The 26819-nt window shown below is 47.2% G+C and carries 30 protein-coding genes; 15 read left to right on the top strand and 15 right to left on the bottom strand.

Features of this window, described 5'->3' with window-relative positions; all coding sequences use genetic code 11:
- Positions 1–22: 22 nt before the first annotated feature.
- Positions 23–1246: a sterol desaturase family protein gene (locus DF182_RS25375; protein WP_113618568.1), complete on the bottom strand. Its 1224-nt coding sequence runs from the start codon at positions 1244–1246 to the stop codon at positions 23–25.
- A gap of 365 nt (positions 1247–1611) precedes the next feature.
- Between DF182_RS25375 and DF182_RS25370 the strand changes: the two genes are divergently transcribed.
- Complete coding sequence (locus tag DF182_RS25370) at positions 1612–4023, top strand: TonB-dependent receptor (RefSeq protein ID WP_245957553.1); 2412 nt, start codon at positions 1612–1614, stop codon at positions 4021–4023.
- A gap of 133 nt (positions 4024–4156) precedes the next feature.
- Positions 4157–4822 (top strand): DUF2306 domain-containing protein, encoded by a 666-nt coding sequence (locus DF182_RS25365; protein ID WP_113618566.1) that lies wholly within the window; start codon positions 4157–4159, stop codon positions 4820–4822.
- On the opposite strand, the gene DF182_RS25360 is transcribed toward DF182_RS25365, so the two are convergent.
- Positions 4785–5177 carry a DUF4260 domain-containing protein gene (locus DF182_RS25360; protein ID WP_113618565.1) on the bottom strand — a complete coding sequence of 131 codons (393 nt, stop codon included), beginning with the start codon at positions 5175–5177 and terminating at the stop codon, positions 4785–4787. The two genes, DF182_RS25365 and DF182_RS25360, sit on opposite strands and share 38 nt — an antisense overlap.
- 52 nt (positions 5178–5229) lie before the next feature.
- On the opposite strand from DF182_RS25360, the gene DF182_RS25355 reads away from it, so the two are divergent.
- Positions 5230–5952, top strand: coding sequence for a DUF92 domain-containing protein (locus DF182_RS25355; RefSeq protein WP_113618564.1), 723 nt, complete (start codon positions 5230–5232; stop codon positions 5950–5952).
- A gap of 42 nt (positions 5953–5994) precedes the next feature.
- Here the strand turns inward: DF182_RS25355 and DF182_RS25350 are convergent, their stop codons facing one another.
- Entirely contained in the window at positions 5995–7077 is a 1083-nt protein-coding gene (locus DF182_RS25350; RefSeq protein ID WP_113618563.1) for a Gfo/Idh/MocA family protein, read from the bottom strand.
- Between the two features lie 114 nt (positions 7078–7191).
- Here DF182_RS25350 and DF182_RS25345 point away from each other — a divergent pair, with 114 nt between their 5' ends.
- Positions 7192–7620, top strand: coding sequence for a secondary thiamine-phosphate synthase enzyme YjbQ (locus DF182_RS25345; RefSeq protein ID WP_113618562.1), 429 nt, complete (start codon positions 7192–7194; stop codon positions 7618–7620).
- Between the two features lie 66 nt (positions 7621–7686).
- On the opposite strand, the gene DF182_RS25340 is transcribed toward DF182_RS25345, so the two are convergent.
- Both DF182_RS25340 and DF182_RS25335 read right to left on the bottom strand, forming a co-directional pair.
- Positions 7687–8127 carry a hypothetical protein gene (locus DF182_RS25340; protein WP_147243543.1) on the bottom strand — a complete coding sequence of 147 codons (441 nt, stop codon included), beginning with the start codon at positions 8125–8127 and terminating at the stop codon, positions 7687–7689.
- Positions 8128–8276: 149 nt separating this feature from the next.
- The gene (locus tag DF182_RS25335; protein ID WP_245957551.1) at positions 8277–9032 is read right to left on the bottom strand and encodes an alpha/beta fold hydrolase; all 756 of its coding nucleotides are present in this window, start codon (positions 9030–9032) and stop codon (positions 8277–8279) included.
- A 110-nt stretch (positions 9033–9142) separates the two neighbouring features.
- On the opposite strand from DF182_RS25335, the gene DF182_RS25330 reads away from it, so the two are divergent.
- Positions 9143–9523 (top strand): winged helix-turn-helix transcriptional regulator, encoded by a 381-nt coding sequence (locus DF182_RS25330; protein WP_161964259.1) that lies wholly within the window; start codon positions 9143–9145, stop codon positions 9521–9523.
- On the top strand, positions 9441–9764 hold the full coding sequence (locus DF182_RS32180; RefSeq protein WP_147243542.1) for a hypothetical protein: 324 nt from the start codon (positions 9441–9443) through the stop codon (positions 9762–9764). The genes DF182_RS25330 and DF182_RS32180 overlap by 83 nt, the downstream gene beginning before the upstream one ends.
- Before the next feature lie 109 nt (positions 9765–9873).
- Here DF182_RS32180 and DF182_RS25325 read toward each other — a convergent pair whose 3' ends face one another.
- Positions 9874–10311: an acetyltransferase gene (locus DF182_RS25325; protein WP_113618558.1), complete on the bottom strand. Its 438-nt coding sequence runs from the start codon at positions 10309–10311 to the stop codon at positions 9874–9876.
- 132 nt (positions 10312–10443) lie between these two features.
- A complete protein-coding gene (locus DF182_RS25320; RefSeq protein ID WP_113618557.1) occupies positions 10444–12033 on the bottom strand; it encodes an FAD-dependent oxidoreductase in 1590 nt (529 codons plus the stop codon).
- Positions 12034–12181: 148 nt separating this feature from the next.
- On the opposite strand from DF182_RS25320, the gene DF182_RS25315 reads away from it, so the two are divergent.
- Both DF182_RS25315 and DF182_RS25310 read left to right on the top strand, forming a co-directional pair.
- Positions 12182–13144 carry a helix-turn-helix transcriptional regulator gene (locus tag DF182_RS25315; RefSeq protein WP_113618556.1) on the top strand — a complete coding sequence of 321 codons (963 nt, stop codon included), beginning with the start codon at positions 12182–12184 and terminating at the stop codon, positions 13142–13144.
- Positions 13145–13281: 137 nt separating this feature from the next.
- On the top strand, positions 13282–13944 hold the full coding sequence (locus DF182_RS25310) for a dihydrofolate reductase family protein (protein ID WP_113618555.1): 663 nt from the start codon (positions 13282–13284) through the stop codon (positions 13942–13944).
- 4 nt (positions 13945–13948) lie between these two features.
- Here DF182_RS25310 and DF182_RS25305 read toward each other — a convergent pair whose 3' ends face one another.
- Both DF182_RS25305 and DF182_RS25300 read right to left on the bottom strand, forming a co-directional pair.
- A complete protein-coding gene (locus DF182_RS25305; protein WP_113618554.1) occupies positions 13949–14872 on the bottom strand; it encodes a helix-turn-helix domain-containing protein in 924 nt (307 codons plus the stop codon).
- Between the two features lie 31 nt (positions 14873–14903).
- Entirely contained in the window at positions 14904–15983 is a 1080-nt protein-coding gene (locus DF182_RS25300; RefSeq protein ID WP_113618553.1) for an aldo/keto reductase, read from the bottom strand.
- A gap of 190 nt (positions 15984–16173) precedes the next feature.
- Between DF182_RS25300 and DF182_RS25295 the strand changes: the two genes are divergently transcribed.
- The 3 genes from DF182_RS25295 to DF182_RS25285 all read left to right on the top strand — a co-directional run bounded on the left by DF182_RS25295 (position 16174) and on the right by DF182_RS25285 (position 19019).
- Positions 16174–16620, top strand: a complete 447-nt coding sequence (locus DF182_RS25295; protein WP_113618552.1) for a hypothetical protein — start codon at positions 16174–16176, stop codon at positions 16618–16620.
- Positions 16621–17086: 466 nt separating this feature from the next.
- Positions 17087–17845 carry a helix-turn-helix domain-containing protein gene (locus tag DF182_RS25290; RefSeq protein ID WP_113618551.1) on the top strand — a complete coding sequence of 253 codons (759 nt, stop codon included), beginning with the start codon at positions 17087–17089 and terminating at the stop codon, positions 17843–17845.
- 52 nt (positions 17846–17897) lie between these two features.
- Entirely contained in the window at positions 17898–19019 is a 1122-nt protein-coding gene (locus DF182_RS25285) for an alkene reductase (protein ID WP_113618550.1), read from the top strand.
- Between the two features lie 7 nt (positions 19020–19026).
- On the opposite strand, the gene DF182_RS25280 is transcribed toward DF182_RS25285, so the two are convergent.
- The 3 genes from DF182_RS25280 to DF182_RS25270 all read right to left on the bottom strand — a co-directional run bounded on the left by DF182_RS25280 (position 19027) and on the right by DF182_RS25270 (position 20719).
- Complete coding sequence (locus DF182_RS25280; protein WP_113618549.1) at positions 19027–19404, bottom strand: DoxX family protein; 378 nt, start codon at positions 19402–19404, stop codon at positions 19027–19029.
- 52 nt (positions 19405–19456) lie between these two features.
- Positions 19457–19804 carry an SRPBCC family protein gene (locus tag DF182_RS25275; RefSeq protein ID WP_245957549.1) on the bottom strand — a complete coding sequence of 116 codons (348 nt, stop codon included), beginning with the start codon at positions 19802–19804 and terminating at the stop codon, positions 19457–19459.
- Between the two features lie 429 nt (positions 19805–20233).
- Positions 20234–20719, bottom strand: a complete 486-nt coding sequence (locus tag DF182_RS25270; protein WP_113618548.1) for a hypothetical protein — start codon at positions 20717–20719, stop codon at positions 20234–20236.
- A 71-nt stretch (positions 20720–20790) separates the two neighbouring features.
- On the opposite strand from DF182_RS25270, the gene DF182_RS25265 reads away from it, so the two are divergent.
- On the top strand, positions 20791–21330 hold the full coding sequence (locus DF182_RS25265; protein WP_113618547.1) for a GNAT family N-acetyltransferase: 540 nt from the start codon (positions 20791–20793) through the stop codon (positions 21328–21330).
- 85 nt (positions 21331–21415) lie between these two features.
- Here DF182_RS25265 and DF182_RS25260 read toward each other — a convergent pair whose 3' ends face one another.
- From DF182_RS25260 to DF182_RS25250, 3 genes are all read right to left on the bottom strand, one after another.
- Positions 21416–22321, bottom strand: a complete 906-nt coding sequence (locus tag DF182_RS25260) for a protein-glutamine glutaminase (protein WP_113618546.1) — start codon at positions 22319–22321, stop codon at positions 21416–21418.
- Positions 22322–22367: 46 nt separating this feature from the next.
- Entirely contained in the window at positions 22368–22658 is a 291-nt protein-coding gene (locus tag DF182_RS25255; RefSeq protein ID WP_147243541.1) for a hypothetical protein, read from the bottom strand.
- 531 nt (positions 22659–23189) lie between these two features.
- On the bottom strand, positions 23190–23561 hold the full coding sequence (locus DF182_RS25250) for a winged helix-turn-helix transcriptional regulator (protein WP_211327208.1): 372 nt from the start codon (positions 23559–23561) through the stop codon (positions 23190–23192).
- Between the two features lie 148 nt (positions 23562–23709).
- On the opposite strand from DF182_RS25250, the gene DF182_RS25245 reads away from it, so the two are divergent.
- From DF182_RS25245 to DF182_RS25235, 3 genes are all read left to right on the top strand, one after another.
- Positions 23710–24240 carry an NAD(P)H-dependent oxidoreductase gene (locus tag DF182_RS25245; protein ID WP_113618543.1) on the top strand — a complete coding sequence of 177 codons (531 nt, stop codon included), beginning with the start codon at positions 23710–23712 and terminating at the stop codon, positions 24238–24240.
- Positions 24241–24592: 352 nt separating this feature from the next.
- The gene (locus DF182_RS25240) at positions 24593–25471 is read left to right on the top strand and encodes an AraC family transcriptional regulator (protein ID WP_113618542.1); all 879 of its coding nucleotides are present in this window, start codon (positions 24593–24595) and stop codon (positions 25469–25471) included.
- A gap of 181 nt (positions 25472–25652) precedes the next feature.
- Positions 25653–26798 (top strand): FAD-dependent monooxygenase, encoded by a 1146-nt coding sequence (locus DF182_RS25235; protein WP_113618541.1) that lies wholly within the window; start codon positions 25653–25655, stop codon positions 26796–26798.
- Positions 26799–26819 lie beyond the last annotated feature (21 nt).

Below are 26819 nucleotides of genomic sequence, written 5' to 3'. Positions count from 1 at the left end.
AATCAAACAGGAAGGATGCTGTTCAACGTTTTTCCAGTATGCTTCTGAAGGTAGACATGGTTTCAAACATATTGTTTCGGACGATCGGGTCTGATACCCACCTGGGTATTCTGGCGCTGCGGTTGGTAGTGATGGTATAAGTGATCTGCATACCGTTATCGCCGAGATCTTCCATCAGCCACCGGCCATGGGTACCGGTGATGCGGGTCACATTATCAGTGACCGGAAACCGGTTACTGAGCGTGCTCTCAAAGCTGATTTCCCCGGAACGTTCATTATAGGGATGGGCTTTCAGATGAAACAACAGGCAACAATCCTGATCACCAAAGGGCCATGGGATATTATATTTCAGATAGGTAACCCATTCACGGCTTTCCACCATGGGCAGCACCCGATAAATCCTGGCGCGGACGTTCCACACCACGCCCTGTTGCTGGTCTGTCAATAACCTGGCCACCGCCTGCACATCAGATTTTACGGTAAACACCGCTTTTATCTCTCTTACACGCTCTTCATTCTCTCCCGCGGGCAGCCATCTCTCATAAAGAGAGATGGACTTATTCCTTTTCACCAGCTTGTAATCGCTTTCAGCCGACTGATGAGCGAAAACCGGCTGTACCAGGAGAAGAGCTACGCAACCACTAAACATCGTGCGAAACACCCGGTCCCATAGTGTCGAACTGACACCAAATCCCAGTTCGTCATTCTTGTAATGGTGCAGATGGTGATTTCTCCATAGTGGCTTCATCCACTTAAAAGGCGGAGCCCAGGCGTGAATGGCATAGTGCATGCTTCCGTATAATAAGTATCCCGACACAAAGCCAGGGAAAAACATAAAAGCATTGTTCTTCAGGAAGATATAGAAAACGGTGAATACAACAGTAGCGATGAGCACACTCGGCACCGGTGGCATAAACAAACGTTGTTTATCCCGCGGATATTCGTGATGGTTACCATGCAACGTATATACCACGCGCTTCACAGCTGGACTATCACTGATCAGGTGGAAAATAAAACGGTGTATAATGTATTCAAACAAAGTCCAGCTAAACATTGCCACCAGGAAGGTCATCATTATCCGTAAAAAGGAATACCCCAATACCGTGTAGCTGTAATACAACATATAACCGATCACTGGCAGGTACATCCCAAAAATAACCGCTGGATGGGTTTTGGTCAGCATCTCCAGATACCTGCTCTGAAAAAGCTGCGCCTGCCCCTGGTTATGTATTTTTTCAAACTTCATTATTCATCCGTTTAAAGCAATACAAATGTGTGGCCTTCCGGAAGAATGACCAGCCATTTCCTCACGAACTGTGATTATTTTGATTTAAACCGTAACTGTGATGATTTTGATTGTAACTGATATATATGATGCGTCAAAATTATTTTTTCTAAAAACCCAAATGTATGCTTCGCTCATCAGGAGCATCAGCCTCATCACATCCATCACAGTTATGTTTCCGGAATGCGTAAATACTTTTCCTGATCCGATCATTTATTTTAGCATACCTGCCTCAATTTTGGTGCCGCGATATCATCACGATAATACTTGTATTTCAACTTAATAGCATGATCAGGAAATTGTCAGCATTTCTATTAATTATATTAATGCGCTTTAGCTTTATGTCTGGTGTAATGGCTCAGAGCAGCACCGGCCACATAAAAGGAATTATAACCACCAGCGAAGGAGAGCCCGCCGCTTTTGTGAGTGTCAGGATAGAACAGCATAATCGTGGCACCGTTACCGATAGTAAAGGAGACTTTGCCTTTCGCCGGCTGGAGCCCGGCAAATATGTACTGCAGGTATCACTGCTGGGATATGAGCCTGTAGCGGAAACAGTGACCATTAATAACAATCAGACTGCTACCGTGAAAATCCGGTTACAGGTGTCAAAAACACAATTATCGGAAGTAACCATTGTAGGCGGAAAAAACAAACTGGCCAACAAAGAGAGCGATTATATTGCACGCCTCCCGATTAAAAACCTGGAGAACCCGCAGGTATACAATGTGGTGGGAAAAGAACTGATGAAAGAACAGGTGATCACCAATTTTGATGATGCCTTAAAAAACGCGCCAGGTGTTTCCAGGCTATGGTCTTCTACCGGCCGTGGTGGCGATGGCGCCGGTTATTTCTCCATGCGCGGCTTTGCGGTACAACCTACTATGGTAAACGGCATCGCGGGTATCTCTAATGGCAGTCCCGACCCCGCCGATATAGAACGTGTTGAAACTATCAAAGGCCCTTCCGGCACACTGTTTGGCAGCAGCCTGATCTCTTTCGGTGGTCTGATCAACATCGTCACTAAAAAACCCTATGATGTTTTTGGTGGCGAAATCAGCTATACAGGCGGCAGCTATGGCCTCAACCGTATCACCGCAGATATCAATACCCCGCTGAACAAGGACAAATCAGTCATACTACGCACCAATGCTGCTTATCATTCAGAAAGCAGCTTTCAGGATGCCGGCTTCAAACGCTCCTGGTTCCTCGCTCCCAGCCTCTCCTACCGGGTCAACGATCGCCTCTCCTTTCTCATGAACACGGAGTTCTATACCAACGAAAGCACCAACCCTACCATAGTGTTTCTCAACCGTCGCCGGCAACTCATAGCCAGAACACCGGCACAGCTGGGCATGGACTTTACCCGCTCCTTCACCAGCAATGATATCACCATGAAATCCCCCAGTATGAACCTCTTCGGGCAGGCCACCTACAAAATCTCCGATAAGTGGACCTCCCAAACCAATGTGTCAAGAAGTGTACGCCGCAGCAACGGCTACTACTCTTACGTAATGTTCCTGGACCAGGGTGATAATAATGTGCAGAAGCCCAATGATACCCTCCTGAGCAGATACCTTACCCACCAGAACTCCACCACTACGGCAACGGATATACAACAGAATTTTATCGGAGACTTCAGAATTGGCGGACTGCGCAACCGTATTGTGGCAGGGCTGGACTTCCTCAGCCTGTCTACCAACAATGACAACTCACCTTATGTCCTGTTTGACATGGTCAGTGCTGTCAACAAACGTGATCCCCGCTACGCACAGCTCAACAAGGCCGCTGTGGATGCACGGCTGGCACAGGCCACTTCCGGACAGGTTAAAAATACCACCACTAACTATACCTACAGCGCGTATGTGTCTGATGTGCTCAATATCACAGATCAGTTGATAGCCATGGCCAGCTTACGTGTAGATCATTTTGTCAGTAAACCTACCCAGGACTTTGTTGCCGGACAGAAGGACGAAGACAATTACAGTCAAACCACTGTGTCTCCTAAATTCGGTTTGATCTATCAGGTGGTAAAAGATAAAGTAAGCCTCTTTGCCAACTATATGAACGGCTTTCAGAACCTGGCTCCTATAACCCAGCCACTGCCCGAGCTCAGCGGCAACCTCAAACCACAGCAGGCCAATCAGTTTGAAGGCGGTGTAAAACTCGATCTGCTTCAGAACAAACTGACTATGACGGCCAGCTATTACAACATTCTGGTGACGAATATGACCAGAGGCGCTACCATTGAGAAAAACGGTACCCAATATAACTACACCCTCCAGGATGGTTCCCAGCGCAGCAAGGGCGTGGAAGTAGACCTGATCGCCAATCCGCTGCCAGGACTTAATATCGTGGCTGGTTATGGCTATAACAACAGTAAAATGGAAAAGGCTGATTCCAGCGTGCTGGACCGCCGGCCTGTCAGTGCAGGTCCGGAGCATCTGGCCAACTGGTGGATCAGTTATACAGCTACCAGCGGTAAACTGCATGGCCTCGGCATCGGTTTCGGCGGCAACTATGCCAGCGAAAACCTTCCTGTCAACAGTAAAGCAACCGGTACTTTCACGCTGCCCTCCTATACAGTACTGAATGCCGGCATCTTTTACCAGGTGAATGCTTACCGGCTGGCCCTCAAGCTGGACAATATCACCAACAAGGAATATTACAGCGGATGGACTACCATAGAAAGAATGATGCCCCGCCGCTTTTCTGCCAGCGTGGCGTTTAAATTCTGACTTTACAATCAATCACTATATATGCCGGTGTGTTTTCGCACCGGCTTTTTTATGTTTAGCCTTCCTGTCTGCACATTTTGCCTTGTTGTCGCGGTTTGCTTTTGTGGTGATAGAGACAGCCTACCTTTGTAACATGGACCGTACACAAACCATACAACGGCTGACCCGTATCCTGCGGATAGGCATGTATATCCTGGCTACCATCGGCATCCTGATGGTACTGAGAAGAATCCTGGCCATGGCCGGTATCATACCTTCTTTTAACCGCAAGGGTGCCGCCCCGTTTGACACCGGCTTCAGTCAGCATCCGGTGATAACGTTGATGCATATACTCCCGGGAGCATTATTTATGATACTGGGTCCGGCACTGTTTATGCCGGAGGTGCAGACAAAACATCCGGAGCTGCACCATCAACTGGAACGGCTGTTTATGATAGATGCTTATATAGTAGGGGTTTCGGCACTTTATATGCCTTTTGTGATGTTGCCCATTGGAGGGATCAATGAAGCGGCAGCCAGTACACTTTTCGGACTGTATTTTTTGCTGGCCCTCACGCTGGCATGGAGGGCCAATGTACAACACAGGAAAACACAGCACCGGGAGTGGATGATCCGTACATTTGCCATAGGGCTGGCCATCGCCACCGTACGGCCTATTGTAGGAATGTTCTTTGCACTGACTGCACTGGCGCCGCAGATATTTTTCGGCACCGCTTTCTGGATAGGCTTTACCTTACATCTGATGGTAGCGGAAGCCTGGATTAATTATACGCGTCCGGCTGTTTCCGATGCTGCTTAGCATTAGGGCCTATCTCACCCAGATGAGTATCTTTAAAAGCGGTCATATATTTCAGGCCGTATCCAAAAATCCGGTCCATGGTGGTATGCGCAAAGAGAATGATACCGGTAAACACCAGCCAGTCCAAAGCCAGATATCGCCCCGCCAGATAAACCAGAATGGCCACCCCTCTATGATGTACGAAATTGTAAACACAAGCGCCCACCTTATTACCAGCCGCATATCCCAGCATACTCAGATCGGGCAACAGCAGGCATACAGGGAAAAGCCACCAGCCATAAGGCGACTGCGACGCAAACGCCAATACTGCCAACAGAAACAAGGCTAATTCCTCCAGATTCAATAATGTCTTCATATATAATTTTTCTGTCAGCAAAAGTAATTAATTAGTTTTGCTGACCTTGTATATGGACACAACTTTCACGCAGCAATGCATTTTCGGGGTTACCCTGATTGTTTTTATGATAGCCTGTATCAGAACAGGCAAACTATCTGTTCCGGCGGCGCTGGCAGCAGGTCTTACCGGACTGCTCGTATTTGCTGGTGCAGGCTTCAGCGGCATTGCGCTGCTGGGAACCTTCTTTCTCCTCGGCACCCTGGCCACCTCACATAAAAAACAGGCCAAAGCAGCTATTACTGCCGAAGGTTATCATCCGGAGACAAGAAAAGCAGGACAGGTATTTGCCAACGGCGGTACTGCAGCTATTATGGGTATACTGATGCTCGCAGATCCTTCCCGCCGGGAGTTATACCGGCTGATGATGGCTGCCAGCCTGGCTTCCGCAACAGCAGACACCTTATCGTCTGAACTGGGCACGGTATACGGTAAACGTTTTTTTAATATCCTCACTTTTAAAAAAGAAGCAAGAGGCCTTGATGGGGTGGTGAGCATGGAAGGAACGCTGATAGGTGCTGCCGGCGCAGCAGTGATAGCAATCGTATATGCGGCAGCGATAGGTTTCGACCGGCGCATATTGTTCATTATTCTGGCCGGTATACTGGGCAATCTGATGGACTCGGTGCTGGGTGCAGCCTTCGAACGCAAACATTATATCGGCAACGACGCCGTTAACTTCGGTAATACCCTTTTTGCTGCCCTGGTGGCCGGCGCCTGCTGCTGGTTAGGGTAGAAAGATAAAAGGGGCTGCTACCTGTAGCGCCCCTCTTTTCAATTATAAGTTCACCATTTTACCAGTACGTACAGACTCATCACAGGCAAAGGCTATACGCAAACTATTGACCGCATCCTGCACATGATCTGTCAGATCTATGTCCTGACGGATAGCCTGGAGAAAATAACGTTGCTCCCGGTTGCACAGCTCCTGATGATCCGGTTCATCCTGCATATCTATCCAGGTATCTTCTTTTACAAATTCTCCCTTTTCATTGAGCGCAGCATGATGCAAACGCAGTGATTCTGTTTTCGTATGTGCTTCAATGTTATCTGAATTACCAGCACTGCCGGAATCTTTAGCAACAATGGAAACACAGCCCTGCGGGCCGATCACATCCTTTACAAAAAAGGCTGTTTCGCTGATCATCGGCCCCCATCCTGCCTCGTACCATCCAACAGAACCATCTTCGAAACGGATCTGCAACTGGCCGTAATTGTAGTTGTCAGCCGGAATATCCTGGGAGAGCCTTGCACCAATAGCGCTTACCTGTACCGGTTTCGAACGGGTCATTTGGCACATCACATCGATATAATGCACCCCGCAATCCACTATAGGACTCAGGCTCTGCAACAGGTTACGATGCACGCCCCATTTACTGCCACTGCTTTGTTGGTTGAGATTCATCCGCATCACCAGTGGTTTACCCAGTTGTTGAGCCAGCTCCACAAACTTTTCCCAGGAAGGGTGATGCCGCAGAATATACCCCACCACCAGCTTTTTACCTGCCTTACGGGCAGCGGCAGCCACTCTTTCAGCACCCGCTACAGAGTCGGCCAGTGGCTTCTCTATAAATACATGGCATCCGCTTTCCAGCGCCATGATAGCGAAACTTTCATGTGTGTCAGGATAGGTGGAGATACACACCGCATCGGGCCGGGTAGCGGCCAACGCCTCTTCGTAGCTGCTGTAGAGCGGATAACCGCCACCCAGCTTGTCATTGAGCACCTGCTTACTGGAGCCGGTAGATACAATACCACATATTTCAAAGCCTTCCAATGTATGATAGGCAGTAGCATGAGACGCGCCCATGTTACCACAGCCAACTACTAATACCCGTAAAGGTTTAACGATTTCTGACATGAGATAATTCCGGTTTAATTTGCTTCAATCCCGGTAAGATACAGTACAGCACAGTGATTTACAAGCAGAATTTTATGCAGGACGGAAATGTTACTTTTGCAGAAAATCAGGAGCATGGAAATATATCAACAGGCCGTACGCCTGAAAGCCCGCCCAAGAGGCTTTCATCTTATCACACATGAAATTGTACAGGCGTTCCCGCAAATCGGGACATTACAATCAGGCATGTGCCAGGTATTTATCCAGCATACTTCCGCCGGGCTGACCATCAATGAAAACGCAGATCCCACCGTCAGAACAGACTTTGAAACGTTCTTCAACAAAGCTGTCCCCGAAAACGATCCGGACTTTGAACATAATGATGAAGGGCCCGATGATATGCCTGCCCACCTGAAATCCTCCCTGCTGGGCTGTTCGGTAATGATACCCATACATAACGGACGGCTCGCACTCGGCACCTGGCAAGGTGTTTACCTCTGTGAGCACAGAGACTACGGTGGTCCCAGAAACCTGGTGCTGACAGCCTGGGGCAACCCTTTTTAATATATGGATGACATAAAAAAATGCATAACCTCCCGGTTATGCATTTTTACCAGCTGCTGGTACAGCCTAAAAAAAGATATCTACGTAATCCACTACATTATTACCCTCACAGTTGTCCATCTCCTGCAGACGCCAGTATTTACGGGCGCCTTTGGCCAGAAAATGGTAGGTACCGGTTTTATCGCATACCTTTCCGGCATTTACATTTGAATAGCGTGTCTGGATATTTCCTTCAAATGTCAGCTCACGGGGTGATACTACAGTCAAGCTGCCGTCGATAGTCACAAAATCGCCTGTGGCTGCATCCCGTTGTTCCCCCTTGATACTATAAGTACCATCCTTCTTTTTGGTGATCATCACTTTACCGGGCTTGTCCCAGCTGATCCATTGCAGGGTGAAATTGTGTTTGCCTTCACGGAGCGTGTTGGCAGCAGATTGTTGGGCATAAGTGCTGTATCCGGTCAGAATGACAATGGAAAACAACAATGCACGATAAATTTTTTTCATGATTAAATTAATTTGGCCCCAGGGCTAAAGCCCTGGGCTATATTGGATTCTGGACGATATTGTGACTGAATCACGTTAGCCATATCAAATATAGCCCAGGGCTTTAGCCCTGGGCCTCAAATATAATCAATCCAACGGGAAGGGATATACTATTTACTGAGTTTCATAAGCAGAGCCGACAACTCCTTAGGCGCTGTGATCATCGCATCGTGTCCTGTCTCCAGTTCATAATACTTCCAGGAAGGTGATTGACGGGTTTTCTCTGCAAACCTACGCAGGCCGCCCAGTTGCGGATTGGTGCAGGCGATATAGATCAGAGGCAGATGATTACCGAACGGATGCTGCAACACCAGCGGCTGCGCAAACGTTTTATAGGGCTGTAATGTCAACCGGTCGTTGACCCATTTTTCATCTTTAGGGTTGCTCACACCAAAAACGCCGGCGGGCAGAATGGGAATGCTGTGCATCTGGTATTGGGCAGACTGTTCAATGAAACTCTTTCTTACCGTATCCGGTTGTACGGACAAAGCGCTTTCTCCGTTCTCTGCAATCACCGCATCGAGATAAATGAGTTTACTCAGTCTTTCAGGAATACGGTCAGCTACGCCAGTGATCACAACACCGCCATAACTATGGCCCACCAATACCACATCATGCAGGTCTTCCATCGTAATGAACTGAACAATGTCGTTGATATGGGTATTCAGGTCGATGTTATCGTGCGGTTGGTTCTGATGTTCCGCCAGCCCACTGAGAGAAGGCGTATAAACAATATTACCGGCTTCCCTTAACTTTGTGCTTACCTGCTGCCAGCACCAGCCACCATGCCATGCACCATGAACCAATACAAACACCTTTTTGGATTGTGCACTAAGCCGGACAATACAGCTAAGCAGCAAAAGCATAATTAATCTGATTAATTTTGTATACATCGTATTATTTTTCTGCAATGTTAGTCAGTCAGTATTTTTCCATCAATAACTCACCCCAAAGTGAGTACGTAAAACCAGCACCCATGGCCTCTAAAATAAAGACAAGCTCCACAAATGCACACAACCTCAAAGTTCTGGCAGACTACTGCGATGTCAACGAAACGCTGAAGAATATCAGTCAGCGCTGGAAGATGTCACTGTTATACAATATCACCAACGGCATTCAGCATTTCGGCCAACTAAAAAAAGCCTTCCCAACACTATCAGACCAGATACTGAGCAAACGCCTGGGAGAACTGGTAGCAGAGGGATTGGCGAATAAGTCCTGCATCAGCGACACTATACCGCAGCAAACGTTGTATACCCCTACCTGCAAGGGCAATGCCCTTATCCGGATCATTCTGGAATTACAGCGATGGGGCAACAAAGACTGGCCTCACATTCAACAGCAGTGCTGCGGTTGAAACAATACAACTTTGTAAGATCAGACTACAGGATGCCTGGTCCGGTAAACACCTGAAAGAAGCAGTACAATGGCTAAACAACAAAAGCGGCAGACTATATGGAGAAAAAGAAACCCGCAGCAACGGCGGTGGTGCAGCAGTTCTAAAGTACAGGCAGATTATTATATTGATTGATGATGATGCGCTCGGCTGTCCCGTGGAAGAAGATATTTTTGGAAGGGTAAATGAAGAGAACGTATAGCCGGGCCGGTTATACGTTCTCTTCATTTATTTGACGGTTCAGCACAATTTTTTTTGGCGTTCGATGAAAAATTGTGCCGCAAGGCATCATTTTATTTCGGGTCTCCCCTCTACTTTACCAGTTCCATATGCAATATCGGATAAGGCTTGCCCATTCCATCCAGCTCAGAACGGCTGGTCACTCTGAAACCCATCTTCTCATAAAAACCGGCAGCCTCGCTATTTTGCTCATTCACATCTACTTTAGTGATCTTCAGTTCCTCAACGGCATAACTAATCAAATACCTGCCAATTCCTTTCCCTCTCATCACATCATCCACAAACAACATCTCCAGCATGTCGCCATTAACACCTATAAAAGCAACCGGCTGCTCCTGATCATCCAGCAGCAGATAAGTTTCCGCCTGAGGGAAAAAATTTGACACCAGTTGTTCTTTGAAAAACAGAAAATCTTCTTCTTTCAGAAAATCGTGTGTGGCTTTAACAGCAGACTCCCAGATACGCAGCATATCAGAATAGTCGGCAGGGGTAGTGGTTCTTATCTTCATCTTACTCATCTTTGTTTCTAGTCCCAAAATAAAACAAAATTTTCATTTTAAATGGAAGGAGCCCTTATGAAAAGCTCCTTCTACTGCGCGCAAACACAACTTTAACCGACGCTGTGCTGCTGATGAATGAGATCAGGATAGCAGCTCCTGTATAGGGATACCTGCAGCCTGCGATTCCCTGCCTCTCCAGGCCACAAAGCCATCGGGACGTACCAGGAGCGCATCTCCCTCCCGGGTACCGGTATGCTCCTGCCACTGCTCAATAGTGGCTGCTTCTTCAAATGCATAAACAGCCACCTCCTCCTTTTTATCCGCCAGCGCGGTTTTCCACCGATCCGCTTTCCCGTGCACAAACAGTACAAAGTTGCCCTTCAACAGGTCCAGTGTAGAAACCCGACAGGCTTCGTCGAGCCAGATATGCGGTACCCTGGTACCTGGCAGGCCATACAGCATCCTGTCTTCCGGCTTTTCGGGGCAATAGCCGGAAGCTACGTGTATTGGATACTGATAGTCCGGCAAACCGATCAATGCCCGCACATTCTGCATGATTTCCTTGTCTTTCAGCATACCTTGTTCGTCGGCCATAGTCCCTGAGCGCAAGGCATTGAACAGCCCAACGGGTTGCCTTTCGGAGGTATAGCTGTCCAATAGTGAAGGGGCTGCCTGTCTACGTAATACAGCAGCCAGTTTCCACGACAGGTTCTGTACGTCCTGGATACCTGTATTAGCGCCTTTGCCGCCATAGGGTGTCATTACATGGGCTGCATCGCCGGCGAGGAAGATACGGCCGCGTTGCATGGTATCCGCCACTTTTACAGCCATCTCCCAGGGCAATACACTCAATATACGTATAGGCAGTTCCGGTAGTCCTATTGCCTCCCTTATAATACCTATCAGCCGTCGTTCCTGGAAGTCTGTCACCTGCTCCTGTTTTTCGGGATAATAACGCAGCTGATATACCCAGCGATCACTGTTGTTGATAGTCGTCAGAAATCCGGTTAGCCCGGGCCTGTCGATGATACACAGGCTGAACTCTCTGTCCTTCACCAGTGCTGCCATATCGGCTTCAAAATAAATATTCAGGAAATGAGCCAGCACACCAGGGCCGGAAAGGGGCAACTGCAGCTTTTCACGGACCGGACTGGAAGCCCCGTCGGCAGCGATCATATAATCCGCAGTAATGGTAGTAGTATCGCCGGTAGTACGGTCACGCAACAAAGCGGTTACCTGCTGAGCATCCTGTGAAAACGATACCAGCTCTGTATAAAAACGCAGATCAGCGCCCCTGTCCGTTGCCGCCTGACGCAGAACAGGTTCTGCCAGATCCTGGGTACAACGGGCGCCTATCTCCGGGCTCAGGGCCGCCAGGCTTTTCAGGTCATTTAGCTGGCTGGGAAAAACGATACGGCCTTCTTCCCGGGGAACCATCTTCTCCAGTGCAGCCATCACCGTTACACCCCTCAATACTCCCCAGGCGGGGCTGAGCGCCTTACCAGCCTCCCGCAAAACCTCTCCCAGCCCCAGCTCCCTGAAAAGCTCCATCGTACGGATATCAAACCCGCGGGCCCTTGGATGAATAGAAGTCCCCTTATGCCTTTCCACCAGTAATGGCCGGATGCCCTGCTGCAACAAAAACAACGCCGCACAGAGGCCTGTAATACCACCGCCGATGATCAGCACCGGCACATGTGCAACCGATACCTGCTGTTTACTTTGTGTCATACGTAAAATGTTTACGTAAAACTGCCGGTTATACAACGCAACAGAGTGCACAAAACGGATAAATAAGTACCATTTTCAGAAGTGTGACACAGATGATTATACAGCCTGGCCTTGTTTCTTTATTTTTGCGGACAACCGGAACTTCATCATGCAGTCACAGCCCACACAATCAGCTGCTTTCTCAGATGCCTTCCTTGCACGGGAAGGGGTGGAACATACCTACCGGCTTCCGCTCCCCGACGCGGAAGGCAGCGGCAGGTTCATCATCTGCGGCGATACCGCTATTGCCGACGGGATCGTTACCGCAGGTCCCCCACTCCTTAGCTGGCAGCATTTCAATGAAAAGGCTTTTGTGGAAATGAATTTTGTAGTGTCCGGTCAACTTTACCAGACCCACGAAAGATTGATCAGACGCCGGCTTTTTAGCCGGGGATATCACAACATCCTGTTCAACCCTTCTTCCTGGGAAAAAAATGAACTGGCCGACAGCCATGGATTCCGCAATATCGGCATCCATATCACACCGGAGAAAATGATCTCCCTGCTAACCAGCTACGCACCTGAATTATACGACCTGGCCACCAAAATAGAAAAAGGTATCCCCTTTGTTTTACATGCACCCACAGAACGTTTTAGCGGAAGGATGCAATCCCTGCTGGACCTCCTTTGGAAGAGCCCTGACCCACAGGGATTAAAACGGCTGCATTTCGAATCCCTGGCCCTGCAACTGCTCTGCCTGCAATGGGAAAACCTCATCCCTGCTGCAGCTCCCCCGGCAGCACATAACCTCAGAAAAGCCGATCAGGACAAACTACATGATGCTCAGCAGTATCTGTTACAGCACCTCGCTTGTCCACCTACCCTGGCTGAACTATCGAAGTTATGCGAACTGAATGAATTTAAACTGAAACAAGGTTTCCGGCTGTTATTCGGACAGAGTGTCTTTTCCTTCCTCAGCGAGGAAAGACTGGAGAATGCACGGCAACAGATACTACAAGGCGAAAAAAATATCTCAGAGATTGCTTACGGTCTCGGCTATACGCATCCCCAGCATTTTCACCGGGCATTTAAAAAGAAATATGGGATAACACCTAAAGGGCTGCTGAAATAAGTGGCTCCGTCCGGCAAACAGAAGACTCCGTAAACCTGCAGAAATAGTTGTCGAAAAACAGCAGGTTCAATACAAAATCGATCAACTTTAACCCACTGGTCAACTGTTATATATCCATCACCCAAAAAGTTTAAGCCATGCGAAAAATCATTATCAGCACCTTTCTTACACTGGATGGCGTGCTACAGGCGCCCGGAGGCCCACAGGAAGATACCGCCGGCGGTTTTCAATGGGGCGGCTGGAGCGCCACCTACTGGGACGAGCTCATGAATCAAGCCATGGGCAGTTCCATGAGCCAGCCCTTTGACCTGCTGCTGGGCAGAAAAACCTACGAGATCTTTGCGGCACACTGGCCCTATATGCAAAACGATCCGACAGCAGACCTTTTCAACCGCATTGAGAAATTTGTTGTTTCCAGCAAACCGCAGACATTATCCTGGCAAAATTCAACGCTGGTCACCGGTGATGTGGTAGCTGGTCTCCGCACACTCAAACTACAACAGGGCCATGATTTGCTGGTAAACGGCAGCGGCAAACTGATACAAACCCTGCTGGCCAATGATCTGGCCGACCGGCTTCATATCTGGACCTTCCCTGTTACTATTGGGAGTGGAAAACGTTTGTTTGCTGAAGGCACCCAGCCTGGCAACTGGGAACTGCTGGGCTCTACCGTTTCTTCTACCGGTGTCATCATGACTTCCTATCAACCGGGAGGACCACTTAAATCAGGATCATTTGCGCTGGAACCACCTACAGAAGCGGAATTGGCCCGAAGAAAAAAAGTGGCCGCAGAAGACTGATAAGTTATTCCTTTCTCAGTGATTGCTGATACGCCAGTGGAGACTGGCCCGTTTTCCGTTTAAACAAACGGCTGAATGACTGTGATTGCTCAAAACCAAGGTGGTAAGCGATCTCCCCCACACTCATTTCACCGGCCCCCAGCAAGTCCCTAGCGGTTTCCAGTAACTTATGATGAATATGTTGCTGTGTATTCATGCCCGTATTGGCACGCAACATATCACTGAGGTAATCCGGGGAAAAATGCAGTTGTTCTGATACATACTGTACCGTAGGCACTCCCGACCGCGCCGGCGCCTCACTCCGCAAGTAGTCTGTCAGCAGGCTATCTACGCGAGCCAGCAGGTCTGTACCATTATGCTCCCGGGAAACAAACTGACGGTGATAAAAACGGTTGCTGTAATCCAGCAACAGCTCCAGGGCAGATACCAGCAGGCCCTGGCTGAAAGTATCCTGTGGAGAAGATAGCTCAGCGCCTATCTGTTCAAACATAGCCAGTATGATTTCCTTTTCTTTTTCTTCCAGATGCAGTGCCTCTGAAACAGCATAGGAAAAGAAACCATACTGACTGATTTTTTTACCGAGAGGATGATGCCTGATCAGGTCCGGATGAAAAAATATGATCAGACCGGAAAGACTCCGTTCCGGCGAGGCACCGGATATAATTTGCTGAGGGCCTACAAAACAAAGACCTCCTGTTTTAAAATCGTAGTAATGCTGCCCATACCGCACTTTACCATTCGTTTTATGAATAAAGGAAACCTTGTAAAAGTTCAGCATGATCCTGGAAGAAAACTCATGCTTTAAAAACTGCATACCTTCATAGCTGACAAAGCTGATCAGCGGATGCTGAGGGGCTGGCAATCCCAGTTCTTCATGAAAAGCAGCAATGGTCGGGTATACACTAAGCGGTTGGGTAGTCTTCTTCATCCGGCAAAGGTAAGACATCCCCCTGTTTCCCTCAATATGCGTCTGCGTGGTGCCGGGGCAGAATGGCGGGCAGCACTGATGGCTGACCATTGATTGTGGCGCCTCCCTGCGCAATATGACGGGCGTTGGCCAGCAAGGTATAGGGAAATACAGGCAAAGGAGCTGACAGCTGATCGAGCAGCCGCAGGTCTTCTTCCCGCAGGGTTATCTGCAGTGATTGCAGGTTTTGAAGCAGCTGCGTTTCTGTTCTGGCGCCGATGATCGTGGAAGTGACACCGCTACGCGAAATAACCCATGCCAGCGCAATATTGCCTGGTGTAGTATGATGTACCTCCGCGAGCTCTTTTAACGCGTCAATGATTGCATAAGTGTTTTCACTCAGCTCCTGGCCTCCTGGTCTGCGGCTGAGTTGCTCCCCTTTGTTTTCTCGTGTATACTTCCCCGTTAGTATACCCTGCTTCAGCGGTGACCATGGCATCACACCCAGGCCCATTTCCATCGCCATGGGTACCAGCTCCGCTTCCACCGATCTTTCGAGCAGGGAATACTCTATCTGCAAACCGATAAAAGAAGACCAGCCACGGAAGTGAGACAATAGCTGCGCCTGCGCTATTTTCCAGGCAGGTGTATCGGAAACAGCGATATACCGGATCTTACCTGCCTGAACAAGATGATCCAGTGCATACAATGTTTCTTCTATCGGCGTAAATTGATCGAAGGCATGCATCCAGTACAAATCGATATAGTCTGTCTGCAACCTCCTGAGCGACTGTTCCAGCGCCTGGATAATGCTTTTGCGGCCAGTACCTCCACTGTTCGGATCTCCGGGACGCATACTACCATAAAATTTTGTGGAGATGACCATGCGGTCTCTTATGATGCTGCTTTTTTTGAGATAATCTCCGATAATCTTTTCCGAATGCCCTCTGGTATAGATATTAGCCGTATCAATGATATTACCGCCTTTGTCCAGGTAAGCAGTCATTATTTTCCCGGACTCCTCCGGCGATGCGCCATAGTCCCAGTCCAGGCCAAAAGTCATTGCTCCCAGTGTCAGTGGGCTCACCCTTAGTCCCGAGCGGCCCAGCGTACGATAGTCTGTCAGTTCCATCTGTAGTATTTTCTCACAAAATTCCGGTAAACAGTATGGCCCCATGTAACCAGATCAGGGAATATTGTAGCCTAAAACCGGATGTATTTACCATAGCGCATTATCAGAGTGGACTCCAACTTATCAGGATTGATTTTCTCTCCTTCAAGTCCGTCTATACATTATATTTGCACTACATATATATTCACCTATGAAAAAGTTTTTCTTTCAGGCGATAGCCTGCATTTCCCTATTAGTATTGTCGCTCTCCGGTTTTGCACAGGAATTTAAAACCAAAGAAATTGAACGTTATTTTGAACAATCCAAAGGCCAGGTGACAGTAAGCCTGGAAAACAAAAAATTTGTTTTTGTGTCTTCCGACGGCAGAAGTGAGAAATACCGCAAACCTATGTCCAGTGCATCTTTTCGGGCAGGCTATGACAATAAGTTAACGATCTTCTCCTGGGGCGAGCCAATCACTGCGGGCAATAAGATTATGGAAGATCTGAAAGCTTCCGGCTATACACTGATAGATTCCAACAAAGCAGGTAATATGATAGCCAATACTTACGCCAAGCCTTCCAAGGATATTAAGGTGGGTGTACTGTTGAGGCCCGCTACCCAAATGGTCAGTGTGGCATTCCAGAAAGGTGAGTGATAGTGCTGATATCTTTTTTTCAGGTCCGGTGACTTTCAGGTTGCCGGACCTTTTTGTTTATTAACCGGCTTATTCTGTCATACCCGCATTTATCTGTATATTCATAACCGGGAACCTGCAAACAGAATCTTATAACAAAGATCAACAGTTTTGCTACATTGCAACAAGGGAAAAATGCACCCTGTGGCGTCAACGACATGGTGCCGGACACCTTGGGGAAGTGAATTCCCGGACCTGTAATGTGCCTGTCATTTCTTAGAGACTAGCGGTATAGGTTTTGTAAATTTCGGCACAGTTCGCAAATTTGTAACTAATGCCACACAGGAAACTTATGGCTTTAGCAAGAGGCAGAGCAATCATTACCCATGGCAAAAATACCAGGCTCGTGTGTTAATAGAAAATGGAGGACAATCCCCACTGGAATATTTAAGTATAATCAAACCCAAAACTGATACAACGGAAACCTATGCATTACAAGACCTATCGTCCGGAAGGCGTACTGGCAGACTTCATCGGACAATTCTACTGGGGCAGCAGAGAAGCTACCGACACCAGTTATCATGCCACCGCCAAAACAGGTACAATCCTGACCTTTACTTTTAACCAGCAATCGGACACGTCTCGGCAGCTGATATGTGCTTCCATAGAAGGACAGACAGAACGGTTTACAACCTACACCGCCAACGGTTTCGACACCTTCCTGAGTGTTACGCTCCATCCCGGCGCCGTGAGCTCCATCCTTCAGTGTCCGCCGGCAATGCTACAGGATAACTTCGTTCATCTCGATGACCTGCTCGGGAAAAAAGGTAAACTGCTGGAGGAAAAAATAGCCTCCGCGTCCAGCAATGAAAGCCGTATCCTGTTACTGCAGGACTTTATCAGAAGTCAACTTGCCCTGGACGGGAAAAAAGACCAGCTCATCATCAAAGCGGTACAACAGATCAGGAAACAAAGGGGCAATGTAAACATTGATGCGCTGGCATCTGATTGCGCGCTCTCCAAAAAACAGTTTGAAAGACGGTTCAAACAACAAACCGGTTTCAATCCCAAGCTGTATTCCAGGATTGTTCGCTTTGAGTTCACCCTCACAGAAAGAAAATACTATACTTCGCTGACGGGACTGGCACATGCGGCAGGATACTACGACCAGGCCCACTTTATTCATGAGTTCAAAAAATTCACCGGGTTCACCCCTTCTTCCTATCTGTCTTTCGATGAAGGCTAAGATGTCGCTTTTTTACAATTTATACTAATCATGAGTCCGTAGTTTTGTAAACATGAACAAATTACTGGAACCATACTACTCTCCATATCTTAATTTGCGGAACCGTGTTGTGATGGCCCCGATGACAAGGGGCAGGGCCGACACAGCGTCCCGTATAGCCACACCACTGATGGCTCAATACTACGGCCAGCGAGCATCGGCAGGATTGATCGTTACAGAAGGTATCGCTGTCAGCCCCGATGCCGTTGGAGGCCCTAATATACCCGGTATCTACACGCCGGAACAGGCTAAAGCCTGGCGGCAGGTAACCACACAGGTACATCAGCAGAATGGTAAAATATTTGCACAACTATGGCACGTTGGACGTGTATCCCATCCTAGTTTGCTGGATGGCAGGCTCCCCCTCTCTCCTTCCGCCATTGATCCCAACTGTGGCGTATATACCGTCAAAGGCTATACGCCGGCAGTTGTTCCCAGAGAGATGAGCGCTGCCGATATCCGGCAAACCGTGCAGGACTTTGCACAAGCCGCTACCCATGCCATAGAAGCGGGTTTTGATGGAGTAGAAATTCATGCAGCCAACGGCTATCTGTTTCATCAGTTTTTTGCAAAATGTTCCAATCAGAGAACAGACGCATACGGCGGCAGCATCGAAAACAGAAGCCGCTTCCTTTTTGAAGTACTGGATGCCATAGGGGAAGGTATTCCCCTCTCCCATGTTGGCATCCGTATTTCTCCTACGTGGAACAATGCTTTTGGTATCGTGACAGATAATGAAACAATTCCCTTATTTGATCACATCAGCAGTCAGCTGAACAAATATGACCTGGCATATCTGCACCTGGCCGGATTCCCTGAGCCAGGGCTGGCGATACCGGCATCTGTGCAGATAAGGGCTGTGGCCCAGCGATTCCGCCAGCTGTATAAAGGAACATATATTGTGAACAGAGGTTTTGACCAGCAAACGGCGAATGACATCATTGCTGACGGTATTGCAGATATGGTTTCATTCGGCGAATTATTTATTGCCAACCCTGATCTGGTGGAGCGTTTCAGCAATCAGGCTCCGTTAAATAACCTCGACAGGACCACCTACTATCTTTCCGGGGAAAAAGGATATACCGACTATCCCCGTTTAACAGAACAACCAGTACGACGGAATTCCATGCACTGATCACATACTAGCTGATCATCGGCATATATTTCTGTCTGTTCTCAATGATCACCCAGATGTTGATGGCCAGCAACACCAGCACCATCGGTAATCCGGACGGAACATACAACAGATTGGTTAATACAATACCAATCATTACCGGGAGGATGATAATAGCACCGAGTGCTCTGAATTTTCCGGTAATGAAAAGTACTCCACCTACCACTTCTGCTGTACCAATTAATGGCATTAACCAGCTGATAGTCATAAAAGCCCCCATCTGTTTGAGCATAGTTTCAGGCAGGTCCTTGGGCGCAGGCATGTAGTTGAAAAATTTATTCAGGCCTGCATTGATAAACATTAACCCGAAAAGAAGACATACGACAAACAAAATTTTCTTTTTCATTCTGATTTGATTTTGGTCTGATTGTATTTATTTTTTAATTGAAGATAATAATTCATCGAGTCCTTCCATAGCCATGGTAATACCCTCCCTGAAGCCCATCTGCATCTGTAAAAGCATCCACTCCGATGAATTGCTGATGTTTTATGATGGTTTGGTAATCGGCCACCGCCCAGTGTTCTTCTCCGGCAGGGCCTACCATGGCATAAAGCCAACGGCCACCTTCGCGGAAGTCCATTGATTGGGTCCTGGCCTTCCAGGGTTTAGGTGCCCACCATTGATCCAGCAGCTCACTTTTCGTATAGGCGTCCCATACCAAAGGCCGCTCCGCCGCAAACTCCCGTTTGATGGTAATCGTTTTGTTTTCTTTGTTGACAGAGAAGTCAAATGCCAGATTATGCATTTTTCCTGTTTTATTGTTTACAATATTTGTCGGATTCATTAAATCAGGCATTTGTCCTGACCAGATTCACTATTGTTTTGAAAAACATTTCTACTCCTGTGTCTGTTCACTTCCATTCAGCAACCATTCAGTTGCAAATATACGCAACTATTTGGTTGCTCAAAATATTTTTTCCATATCTGGTTAAAAATATACTCCGCAAATAAGAGCGCGATTTCATCCTGAATTTGAGCGACCGGCAGGCTGATTGCGGAAGCGCAATTTCTTCGGCTTACCCAAAGAAACTCGTATTTATGATTGAAGAAACCCGAAATACGTTATCTGAATCTCATAAAAGGTAACCCTCAGGTACTACAGAGGGCCCCTCAATATTATGTTGCTTCTTATCTGGGACATTACTCCGGAGGCATGAAGCGCCATCTCTTCTGCTCACTGAGCGGGTTTAAAACTCTGATTGCTGAAAGGCGGAGTAGTTGGCACCGTAATAACATTAAAGGCGTGTTGTGTAGCACGGTGACAATTGTTACAAGTATTGGTCAGCACTGTAAAGCTGCTTTTAAACTGTTGCATGTCTTTAGCAGCCACGGCTTTTTTCATGCTGTCCATAGGGGCAGTGATCATGGGAAGGGACTTTAATTCCGGCCTGTCAGCGCAGTACTGCTGTGCCCTGCTAAATGTCAGGTCCATCTCCTTCAGTGCAAAATTCGCCAGGTCCCAGTTTCCTTCTGTGCCGGCAAACCACAGCTTGGCATGATGTATCTGGATATAGGTCATAAACTCTCCGAGCTCAGGTTTAAATGTAGTGCCCACATGCTGCTCCAGACTGTCTACTCTGTTTTGCAGATCACCATTATTGCCCGAGCCTCCGCCGCAGGCCATCAACAATAAGGCAAACAAGCCGATGGGGTATTTCATATGCAGTTTTTAATAGAGAACAATCCCGCCACCGCAAAGTTGTTGTACAGCATATATTTATCTTTACACCTATGACTACACCTAACTTTATCATCCGGCAAGAAGAGGCCGCTGATTACGAAGCCGTTTTTAAGGTGATTGAAAATGCATTTAAGCAGATGGAGCACTCCGATCATCAGGAGCAATGGCTGGTACAAAGACTGCGGCAATCACCCGGATTCATCCCGGCACTGTCGCTGGTAGCCGTATCCGGCCAACAGATCATAGGGCATATTCTGCTTACCCCCATTAAAATAAAAAATGAACAGGATGAGTTTACTTCTCTGGCCCTGGCACCGGTTTCCGTGATACCAGCGTACCAGCACCAGGGAATTGGTGGCAGGCTGATTGAAGCGGCACATCAAAAGGCAAGGGAAGCAGGATTCCGGTCGGTGGTATTATTGGGGCATGCAGCGTACTACCCCAGATTTGGTTATAAAAAAGCCAGCGAATTCGGTATTAAGCTGCCATTTGATGTACCGGATGAATATTGTATGGCGATTGAACTTACAAAAGACGGACTGAATGGAGTGAATGGCGTAGTAGAATATCCGGCAGCCTTTTTTGCATAAGAGGGAATCTTCCGTAATATTACCCGGCCCCTGCGATAATACAGGGGCACAGGTAATTTATACAGATGGGTGTCAGGTAAATCAATTACCAGCATGCGCTGTTATTGCCGGTGGCAATGCAGCCGGACAAGCCGGTGTAAGCAGTAATAGTGCAGTTGGTTTTGGCATAGTTGTCATCATAAATCAAAGTACCGGTGGATACCCTTACATACACATTGCCAGGCTGCTGGGAAGTTCCTGAGATACCGGCTCCTGAGTCGCAATTGATATCGCGGCATTTGTTAAGCCAGGTGGTCTGATCTACCGGACCGGTGAACAGAGACGGATCCAGAATTCTCAGCTGAACAACTCCTGCAGCATCTTTGAAACGTACCAGCGGCGCTACGTGATAACCCCAGTATACGCAACAGCTGCCGGTATTGGCGGCCAGGTTACCATACACAAAAAGTTTGTCGCAATCATAACCCTGTGCCAGCAGTATCTGACGCATTTTATGTGCTCTGGCATAACAACCATCTGCAGCATACTTGTAAGGAATGGTAGGCGTTTTACAAAGATTAAACAGACTATTAAGTGTCGCTAAATCAGGAATAATGGGCATGTTTTCACTGCGCACCACCTGTTTGGTGGTTTTGGAAGCCTGATAGGCTTCTATGGCTGGCCGGGAAGCTTTTTCCACGCCCGCAATTTCATTCGTGCCTTCGTATATATTTACTCTGATTGGCTCATCGTTATCACGGGCAGCACGAAGCTGGGTCAATAAATCTTCGTGTTGTCTGGTATCAAGGGAAAACAAACGGGCTGATTGTACAAAGCCGATGGTGGCCTTATTACCGGTAACATCCAGGCGGTATGGAGTAAATTCGCCGAGCAATACCGGTTTTTCTGATTTAACGTTGGCTACAGATTCGTCTGCCCCTTTCTTACAGGCAACAATGGACACGACCGCCAGTGTGACTACTACCAGCAGTCCCAATAAGGTTTTTTTCATTTGATAAAGATTTTGATTTTTTCAGATTAAAAGAGACAACCGCTCATCAGGGCTTCTTCTTAGCGTCTATATATCGTTGTTTGGCTGCTTCAGAGGCTACAGTCACTGATGCAATGTCATCACTGTCTTTATACACCATCACCTTTACGGGCATATCCTTTTTTAAGGCCAGGCTAAGTTGTCTGAGATATTGTCTGGCATTAGTCATGCGCAGGTTTAGCTTATAAAGCCGTGCAGATTGTACAAACCCGGCAGTAACGACATCACCGTTTTTAGTGACCAGATAAGGGGTATATTCTCCCAGCAGTACGGGTTGTCGGGTCTCCTGGAAAGCCATAGACGTGGATTTATTACAGGCAGTGCTTACGATAATAAGGTTCGTGAAAAATAAAAACCAGATGAACAGGAAACTTCTCAAGTTGTTTCTTTTGGGTTAAGAATGAATAACAAAAGTCAGTTTAAATGCTTTCTACAGACTAAGGATTAAACAACATAGGTTATTATTTAGAGGGTGAAAAATATGGATTACAACTATTTTATGTCGCTGTATGGATGGGTATTGTAGTGATAAAATGCCGTAAGATTGAAGCTAAGTGGATTTCCTCCCGAAATCAGCCGGAAGGAGGACTACAGAACAGGTGATAAACCGATAACTTTTTGCTACATATATCCGTTATCAATTTTACAAAAGTAAAAACTAATAATAAAATTTTTATTTCTCCGATACTACAGAGAATCAAATATAGCGTATATTCCTACACGAAAGACTGCAATATCATCACTCCTAACCAACTGTGAAAATATTGCATAAACAACAAAGCGTGATACATCCGGACAGATATATCACGCTTTCTCTGGTGACAAAAGCTCACACCGGCACCGTCGTCGGCTCGCCTTCCAATATCTCTTTCAGCCGGGGAGCATAACCTTCCCCCCATTTATTAACGGCAGCAATCAGCGGCATTAATGTTTCTCCTGCCGGGGTCAGGTAATACTCCACGCGCAAAGGCACTTCTGAATAAACGATTTTACCAAGCAGGTCATGCATCTCCAGCTCCTTCAGCTGGTTCTGTAATACCCGTTTGCTGATGCCATTGATTTCCTTTACCAGATCACGCGGACGGGTAGCCCCTTTTGAAATTTCATCCAGAATACAAAACTTCCACTTCGATCCTACCACCTCCATCGCAATACTAAGACCACAACTATAATCAATGGGTATTTTCCTTTGATACATCATCTTCATTCTTCTTATTGGTCACAAAAATAACGAAAACCCGGTTTGCGCGCATGGTGATAAATTTATCACCAGGTGATTAATTACCCCCTTATTGCCTTATCCTGCTATGAATCTCACTTTTGCGCCAGCAAATAAAACACATGATACAATGAAAACACTGGTTATCATTATTCACCCGAACTTAGAAAGTTCTCTTATAAACAGGCTTTGGCTGGAAGCATTAAAAAAACATCCCGACAAATACACCCTTCATGATCTGCACCAGCAGTATCCGGACGAAAAAATAGATATAGCGCGGGAACAACAGCTACTGGAAGCCCATGATAAAATCATCTTCCAGTTTCCCTTCTATTGGTTTAACTGTCCGCCCTTTTTCAAAAAGTGGCTGGACGAGGTATTGACCCATGGCTGGGCTTATGGAAAAGGTAGCGGTTACAGGCTGGCAGGCAAAAAAATTGCGCTGGGCATTACTGCCGGTATCCGGGAAAACGATTACAGCGCAAATGGGCGATATCAATATACATTACGGGAACTGACAGCTCCTTTTGAAGTCACGTTTAATTATGTCCGGGCTGATTACCGGTTCTTCTTTGCCTTTTATGGTGCGGAGCATAATCCGGAAACGGCCACAGTGGAGGAAAATGCCCGGGAGTACCTAACATTCATTGATCATCTCTAAGAAAAAAATGAGGACATCGGGCGTTTTCCGGCAATCAACAAATACCCCTTTTCATTTTTTGCAGAAATAAATTTATGCTATACATTTAGGAATCCTTACCATTAAAAATGTTTTTTTTGATCATCAAAAACAAACCAAAGCAATAGCTTACAGTCAGCGTATTATAACCCTTAGCTCGTGCAGGCCGGCCAACTCTTTCGGAGAACCGGCCATTTTTATTTTTAAGGCGGTTCGTTTTGTCCTAACGTTCAAGGCTGGCCTGGTGTAAACCGGACCGGCCTTTTTTACAACTGGTTGTATATTTAGCAAGTTAAGCAAAGTACTCCACCGCCTGAACCTATACCTTTGCCCTATGCAATCCAAAATAGTTACCAGAGAAGATTATCAGAACAGAATCAATGTAGTCATCGAATACATCAACCATCACCTCGGTGAAGAGATAGACCTGAAAACACTTGCCGGTATATCCAATTTCTCGGCCTTTCATTTTCACAGAATTTTCAAAGCCATGCAGGAAGAAACGCTTGCCGCCTATATATCCCGTATCCGGCTGGAAAAGGCTGCGTTGTTACTGCGATATTCTGAACTGCCGATCGAAAATATTGCCTACCAGATAGGTTTTGCAACACCGTCCTCCCTTTCACGGGCATTCAAACTTCTCTATGGCATTTCTCCCCTCATCTACAAGACAAATCAAAATATCTATCTGACTAAAAGCAAAGAAATGAAAACAACGAACCAGGAGCTCCAGCGCTACCTCCAACTGAGCGCACAAATCATCAACCGGGAAAATCAACCTGTAATCTATGTCCGCCTCACCGGAAGCCCCGACCAGGTGGATTATCCCGGTGCCTATGCCAGGCTATGGAGCTTTCTCGCCGAAGAAAACCTGCTGCCAGCTGAAGCAGACCATATCGGAATTTATCATGATGATCCTAATGTTACACCGGCGGACAAACTCCGTTCTGATGTATGCCTCACCATTCATCAGGAAGTTAAGCCCAGAGGCGATATCGGCGTAAAAACCTTAGCCGGAGGGCGATATGCGGTCTTTCACTATGAGGGCCCCTATCATCATCTGGGAACTATACACGACATGATTTTCAGAGAATGGCTACCCAATAGCGGCTATGAACTGCGGGATGAACCTTTCTTCGAAAAATTTGTCTCTGACCCTACTAATACACCACCCGACAAACAGCTGGTAGAAATTTATTTCCCCATTCAATAACACTCCATTGCCTTCTTTCCCGAGGCGCTCATAACTATCAATTGCTGGATAGATCGATGTACAAGTATTACCCAACAAAGCATTTTTATATTTATATATAAAAAATTACAATCTGTTAAAATATAGATCTATGCGTTGGTTTTTGAAAAAATTAGTACATTTGACCTAAAATAAGTTATTTATGAAAGCGCTCATCATCGGTGGAGGCATAGGCGGCCTCACCACCGCCATCGCATTGCAACAAAAAGGGTGGACTTACGAGATTTTTGAAGCAGCACCTGAGTATAAGGCAGTGGGAGCAGGTATATTGCTCGGTGCCAATGCCATGAAAGTATATGAAAGGCTGGGCCTCACGAAGGTATTGGAAGAGAGAGGTGGTCATCTGGAACAATTATATATAAAAAACTACAAAGGCAGGATACTGCAAACCATCGACAACAACATGCTGGAGCAGTGTTATGGCAACCGCAGTTTGCCTATACACCGGGCTACTTTACAGGCCACCTTGCTGGAGTTCCTGCAACAGCCGGTACAAACAGGTAAAAAATGTATTGCAGTAGCAGAAAGCAGCCAGGGTGTGATTGCCAGATTTGAAGATGGCAGCGAAGCACAGGGAGACATCCTCATTGCTGCCGATGGTATAAGATCAGCCATCCGCGAATCTCATATTGGTAGCAAAGGCTATCGTTATTCAGGCCAGGTATGCTGGCGTACCACCATCACAATGAACCTTCCAAAAGCAGAACAGGTGACGACCGCCGAAGTATGGGGTAGCGGTAATGGTGTAAGAGCTTCGTATATCCATGTAGGTGAGAACCAGGTGTACTTCTGGTTTACCAAAAGACTGCCCGAAGGCGCTCATTTCTCACCGGAAGAAGCGCTGGCACTGATACGGCAGGAACTGGCCCCATTCAGCGGTTATATGAAGGAAGTAGTAGCCAACATTAAGGCCGCACACCTGATCCGTTCTGACCTGTATGACCTGGCGCCTATCAGCGGCTGGCATCGCGGACGTGTGGTATTGCTGGGAGATGCTGCACACGCCACCACCCCTAATCTCGGTCAGGGTGCCAGTCAGGCCATAGAAGACGCTTATGTACTGGCCGATTGCCTTGGCGGCAACAACAATTATGAAACGGCATTCCGGCAATATGAATCCAGGCGTATCCTGCGGGCCCATAAAATTGTCAACACCTCCTGGCAGATGGCACAGCTCACCAACTGGAAAGGAAGTATCGCCGCCGGCATCCGGAATTTCCTGGTACGCAGTATGCCTGCCTCTACCACAAAGAAACAGCTGGACTTTTTATACCAAGCAGACCTCTAAAACAAAAATGGCGCGGGTAAC

The organism is Chitinophaga flava (assembly GCF_003308995.1).
Classification (GTDB): domain Bacteria; phylum Bacteroidota; class Bacteroidia; order Chitinophagales; family Chitinophagaceae; genus Chitinophaga; species Chitinophaga flava.
The sequence above is the reverse complement of the archived record's forward strand: the minus strand, read 5'-3'. Positions and strand labels throughout refer to the sequence as shown.

Excerpts from the sequence above, each read along its gene's own strand:
- DF182_RS25375 (WP_113618568.1), bottom strand. The coding sequence starts at position 1,246 with ATGAAGTTTGAAAAAATACATAACCAGGGGCAGGCGCAGCTTTTTCAG.
- DF182_RS25370 (WP_245957553.1), top strand. The coding sequence starts at position 1,612 with ATGCGCTTTAGCTTTATGTCTGGTGTAATGGCTCAGAGCAGCACCGGC.
- DF182_RS25365 (WP_113618566.1), top strand. The coding sequence starts at position 4,157 with ATGGACCGTACACAAACCATACAACGGCTGACCCGTATCCTGCGGATA.
- DF182_RS25360 (WP_113618565.1), bottom strand. The coding sequence starts at position 5,177 with ATGAAGACATTATTGAATCTGGAGGAATTAGCCTTGTTTCTGTTGGCA.
- DF182_RS25355 (WP_113618564.1), top strand. The coding sequence starts at position 5,230 with ATGGACACAACTTTCACGCAGCAATGCATTTTCGGGGTTACCCTGATT.
- DF182_RS25350 (WP_113618563.1), bottom strand. The coding sequence starts at position 7,077 with ATGTCAGAAATCGTTAAACCTTTACGGGTATTAGTAGTTGGCTGTGGT.
- DF182_RS25345 (WP_113618562.1), top strand. The coding sequence starts at position 7,192 with ATGGAAATATATCAACAGGCCGTACGCCTGAAAGCCCGCCCAAGAGGC.
- DF182_RS25340 (WP_147243543.1), bottom strand. The coding sequence starts at position 8,127 with ATGAAAAAAATTTATCGTGCATTGTTGTTTTCCATTGTCATTCTGACC.
- DF182_RS25335 (WP_245957551.1), bottom strand. The coding sequence starts at position 9,032 with ATGCTTTTGCTGCTTAGCTGTATTGTCCGGCTTAGTGCACAATCCAAA.
- DF182_RS25330 (WP_161964259.1), top strand. The coding sequence starts at position 9,143 with ATGGCCTCTAAAATAAAGACAAGCTCCACAAATGCACACAACCTCAAA.
- DF182_RS32180 (WP_147243542.1), top strand. The coding sequence starts at position 9,441 with ATGCCCTTATCCGGATCATTCTGGAATTACAGCGATGGGGCAACAAAG.
- DF182_RS25325 (WP_113618558.1), bottom strand. The coding sequence starts at position 10,311 with ATGAAGATAAGAACCACTACCCCTGCCGACTATTCTGATATGCTGCGT.
- DF182_RS25320 (WP_113618557.1), bottom strand. The coding sequence starts at position 12,033 with ATGACACAAAGTAAACAGCAGGTATCGGTTGCACATGTGCCGGTGCTG.
- DF182_RS25315 (WP_113618556.1), top strand. The coding sequence starts at position 12,182 with ATGCAGTCACAGCCCACACAATCAGCTGCTTTCTCAGATGCCTTCCTT.
- DF182_RS25310 (WP_113618555.1), top strand. The coding sequence starts at position 13,282 with ATGCGAAAAATCATTATCAGCACCTTTCTTACACTGGATGGCGTGCTA.
- DF182_RS25305 (WP_113618554.1), bottom strand. The coding sequence starts at position 14,872 with ATGAAGAAGACTACCCAACCGCTTAGTGTATACCCGACCATTGCTGCT.
- DF182_RS25300 (WP_113618553.1), bottom strand. The coding sequence starts at position 15,983 with ATGGAACTGACAGACTATCGTACGCTGGGCCGCTCGGGACTAAGGGTG.
- DF182_RS25295 (WP_113618552.1), top strand. The coding sequence starts at position 16,174 with ATGAAAAAGTTTTTCTTTCAGGCGATAGCCTGCATTTCCCTATTAGTA.
- DF182_RS25290 (WP_113618551.1), top strand. The coding sequence starts at position 17,087 with ATGCATTACAAGACCTATCGTCCGGAAGGCGTACTGGCAGACTTCATC.
- DF182_RS25285 (WP_113618550.1), top strand. The coding sequence starts at position 17,898 with ATGAACAAATTACTGGAACCATACTACTCTCCATATCTTAATTTGCGG.
- DF182_RS25280 (WP_113618549.1), bottom strand. The coding sequence starts at position 19,404 with ATGAAAAAGAAAATTTTGTTTGTCGTATGTCTTCTTTTCGGGTTAATG.
- DF182_RS25275 (WP_245957549.1), bottom strand. The coding sequence starts at position 19,804 with ATGCATAATCTGGCATTTGACTTCTCTGTCAACAAAGAAAACAAAACG.
- DF182_RS25270 (WP_113618548.1), bottom strand. The coding sequence starts at position 20,719 with ATGAAATACCCCATCGGCTTGTTTGCCTTATTGTTGATGGCCTGCGGC.
- DF182_RS25265 (WP_113618547.1), top strand. The coding sequence starts at position 20,791 with ATGACTACACCTAACTTTATCATCCGGCAAGAAGAGGCCGCTGATTAC.
- DF182_RS25260 (WP_113618546.1), bottom strand. The coding sequence starts at position 22,321 with ATGAAAAAAACCTTATTGGGACTGCTGGTAGTAGTCACACTGGCGGTC.
- DF182_RS25255 (WP_147243541.1), bottom strand. The coding sequence starts at position 22,658 with ATGGCTTTCCAGGAGACCCGACAACCCGTACTGCTGGGAGAATATACC.
- DF182_RS25250 (WP_211327208.1), bottom strand. The coding sequence starts at position 23,561 with ATGATGTATCAAAGGAAAATACCCATTGATTATAGTTGTGGTCTTAGT.
- DF182_RS25245 (WP_113618543.1), top strand. The coding sequence starts at position 23,710 with ATGAAAACACTGGTTATCATTATTCACCCGAACTTAGAAAGTTCTCTT.
- DF182_RS25240 (WP_113618542.1), top strand. The coding sequence starts at position 24,593 with ATGCAATCCAAAATAGTTACCAGAGAAGATTATCAGAACAGAATCAAT.
- DF182_RS25235 (WP_113618541.1), top strand. The coding sequence starts at position 25,653 with ATGAAAGCGCTCATCATCGGTGGAGGCATAGGCGGCCTCACCACCGCC.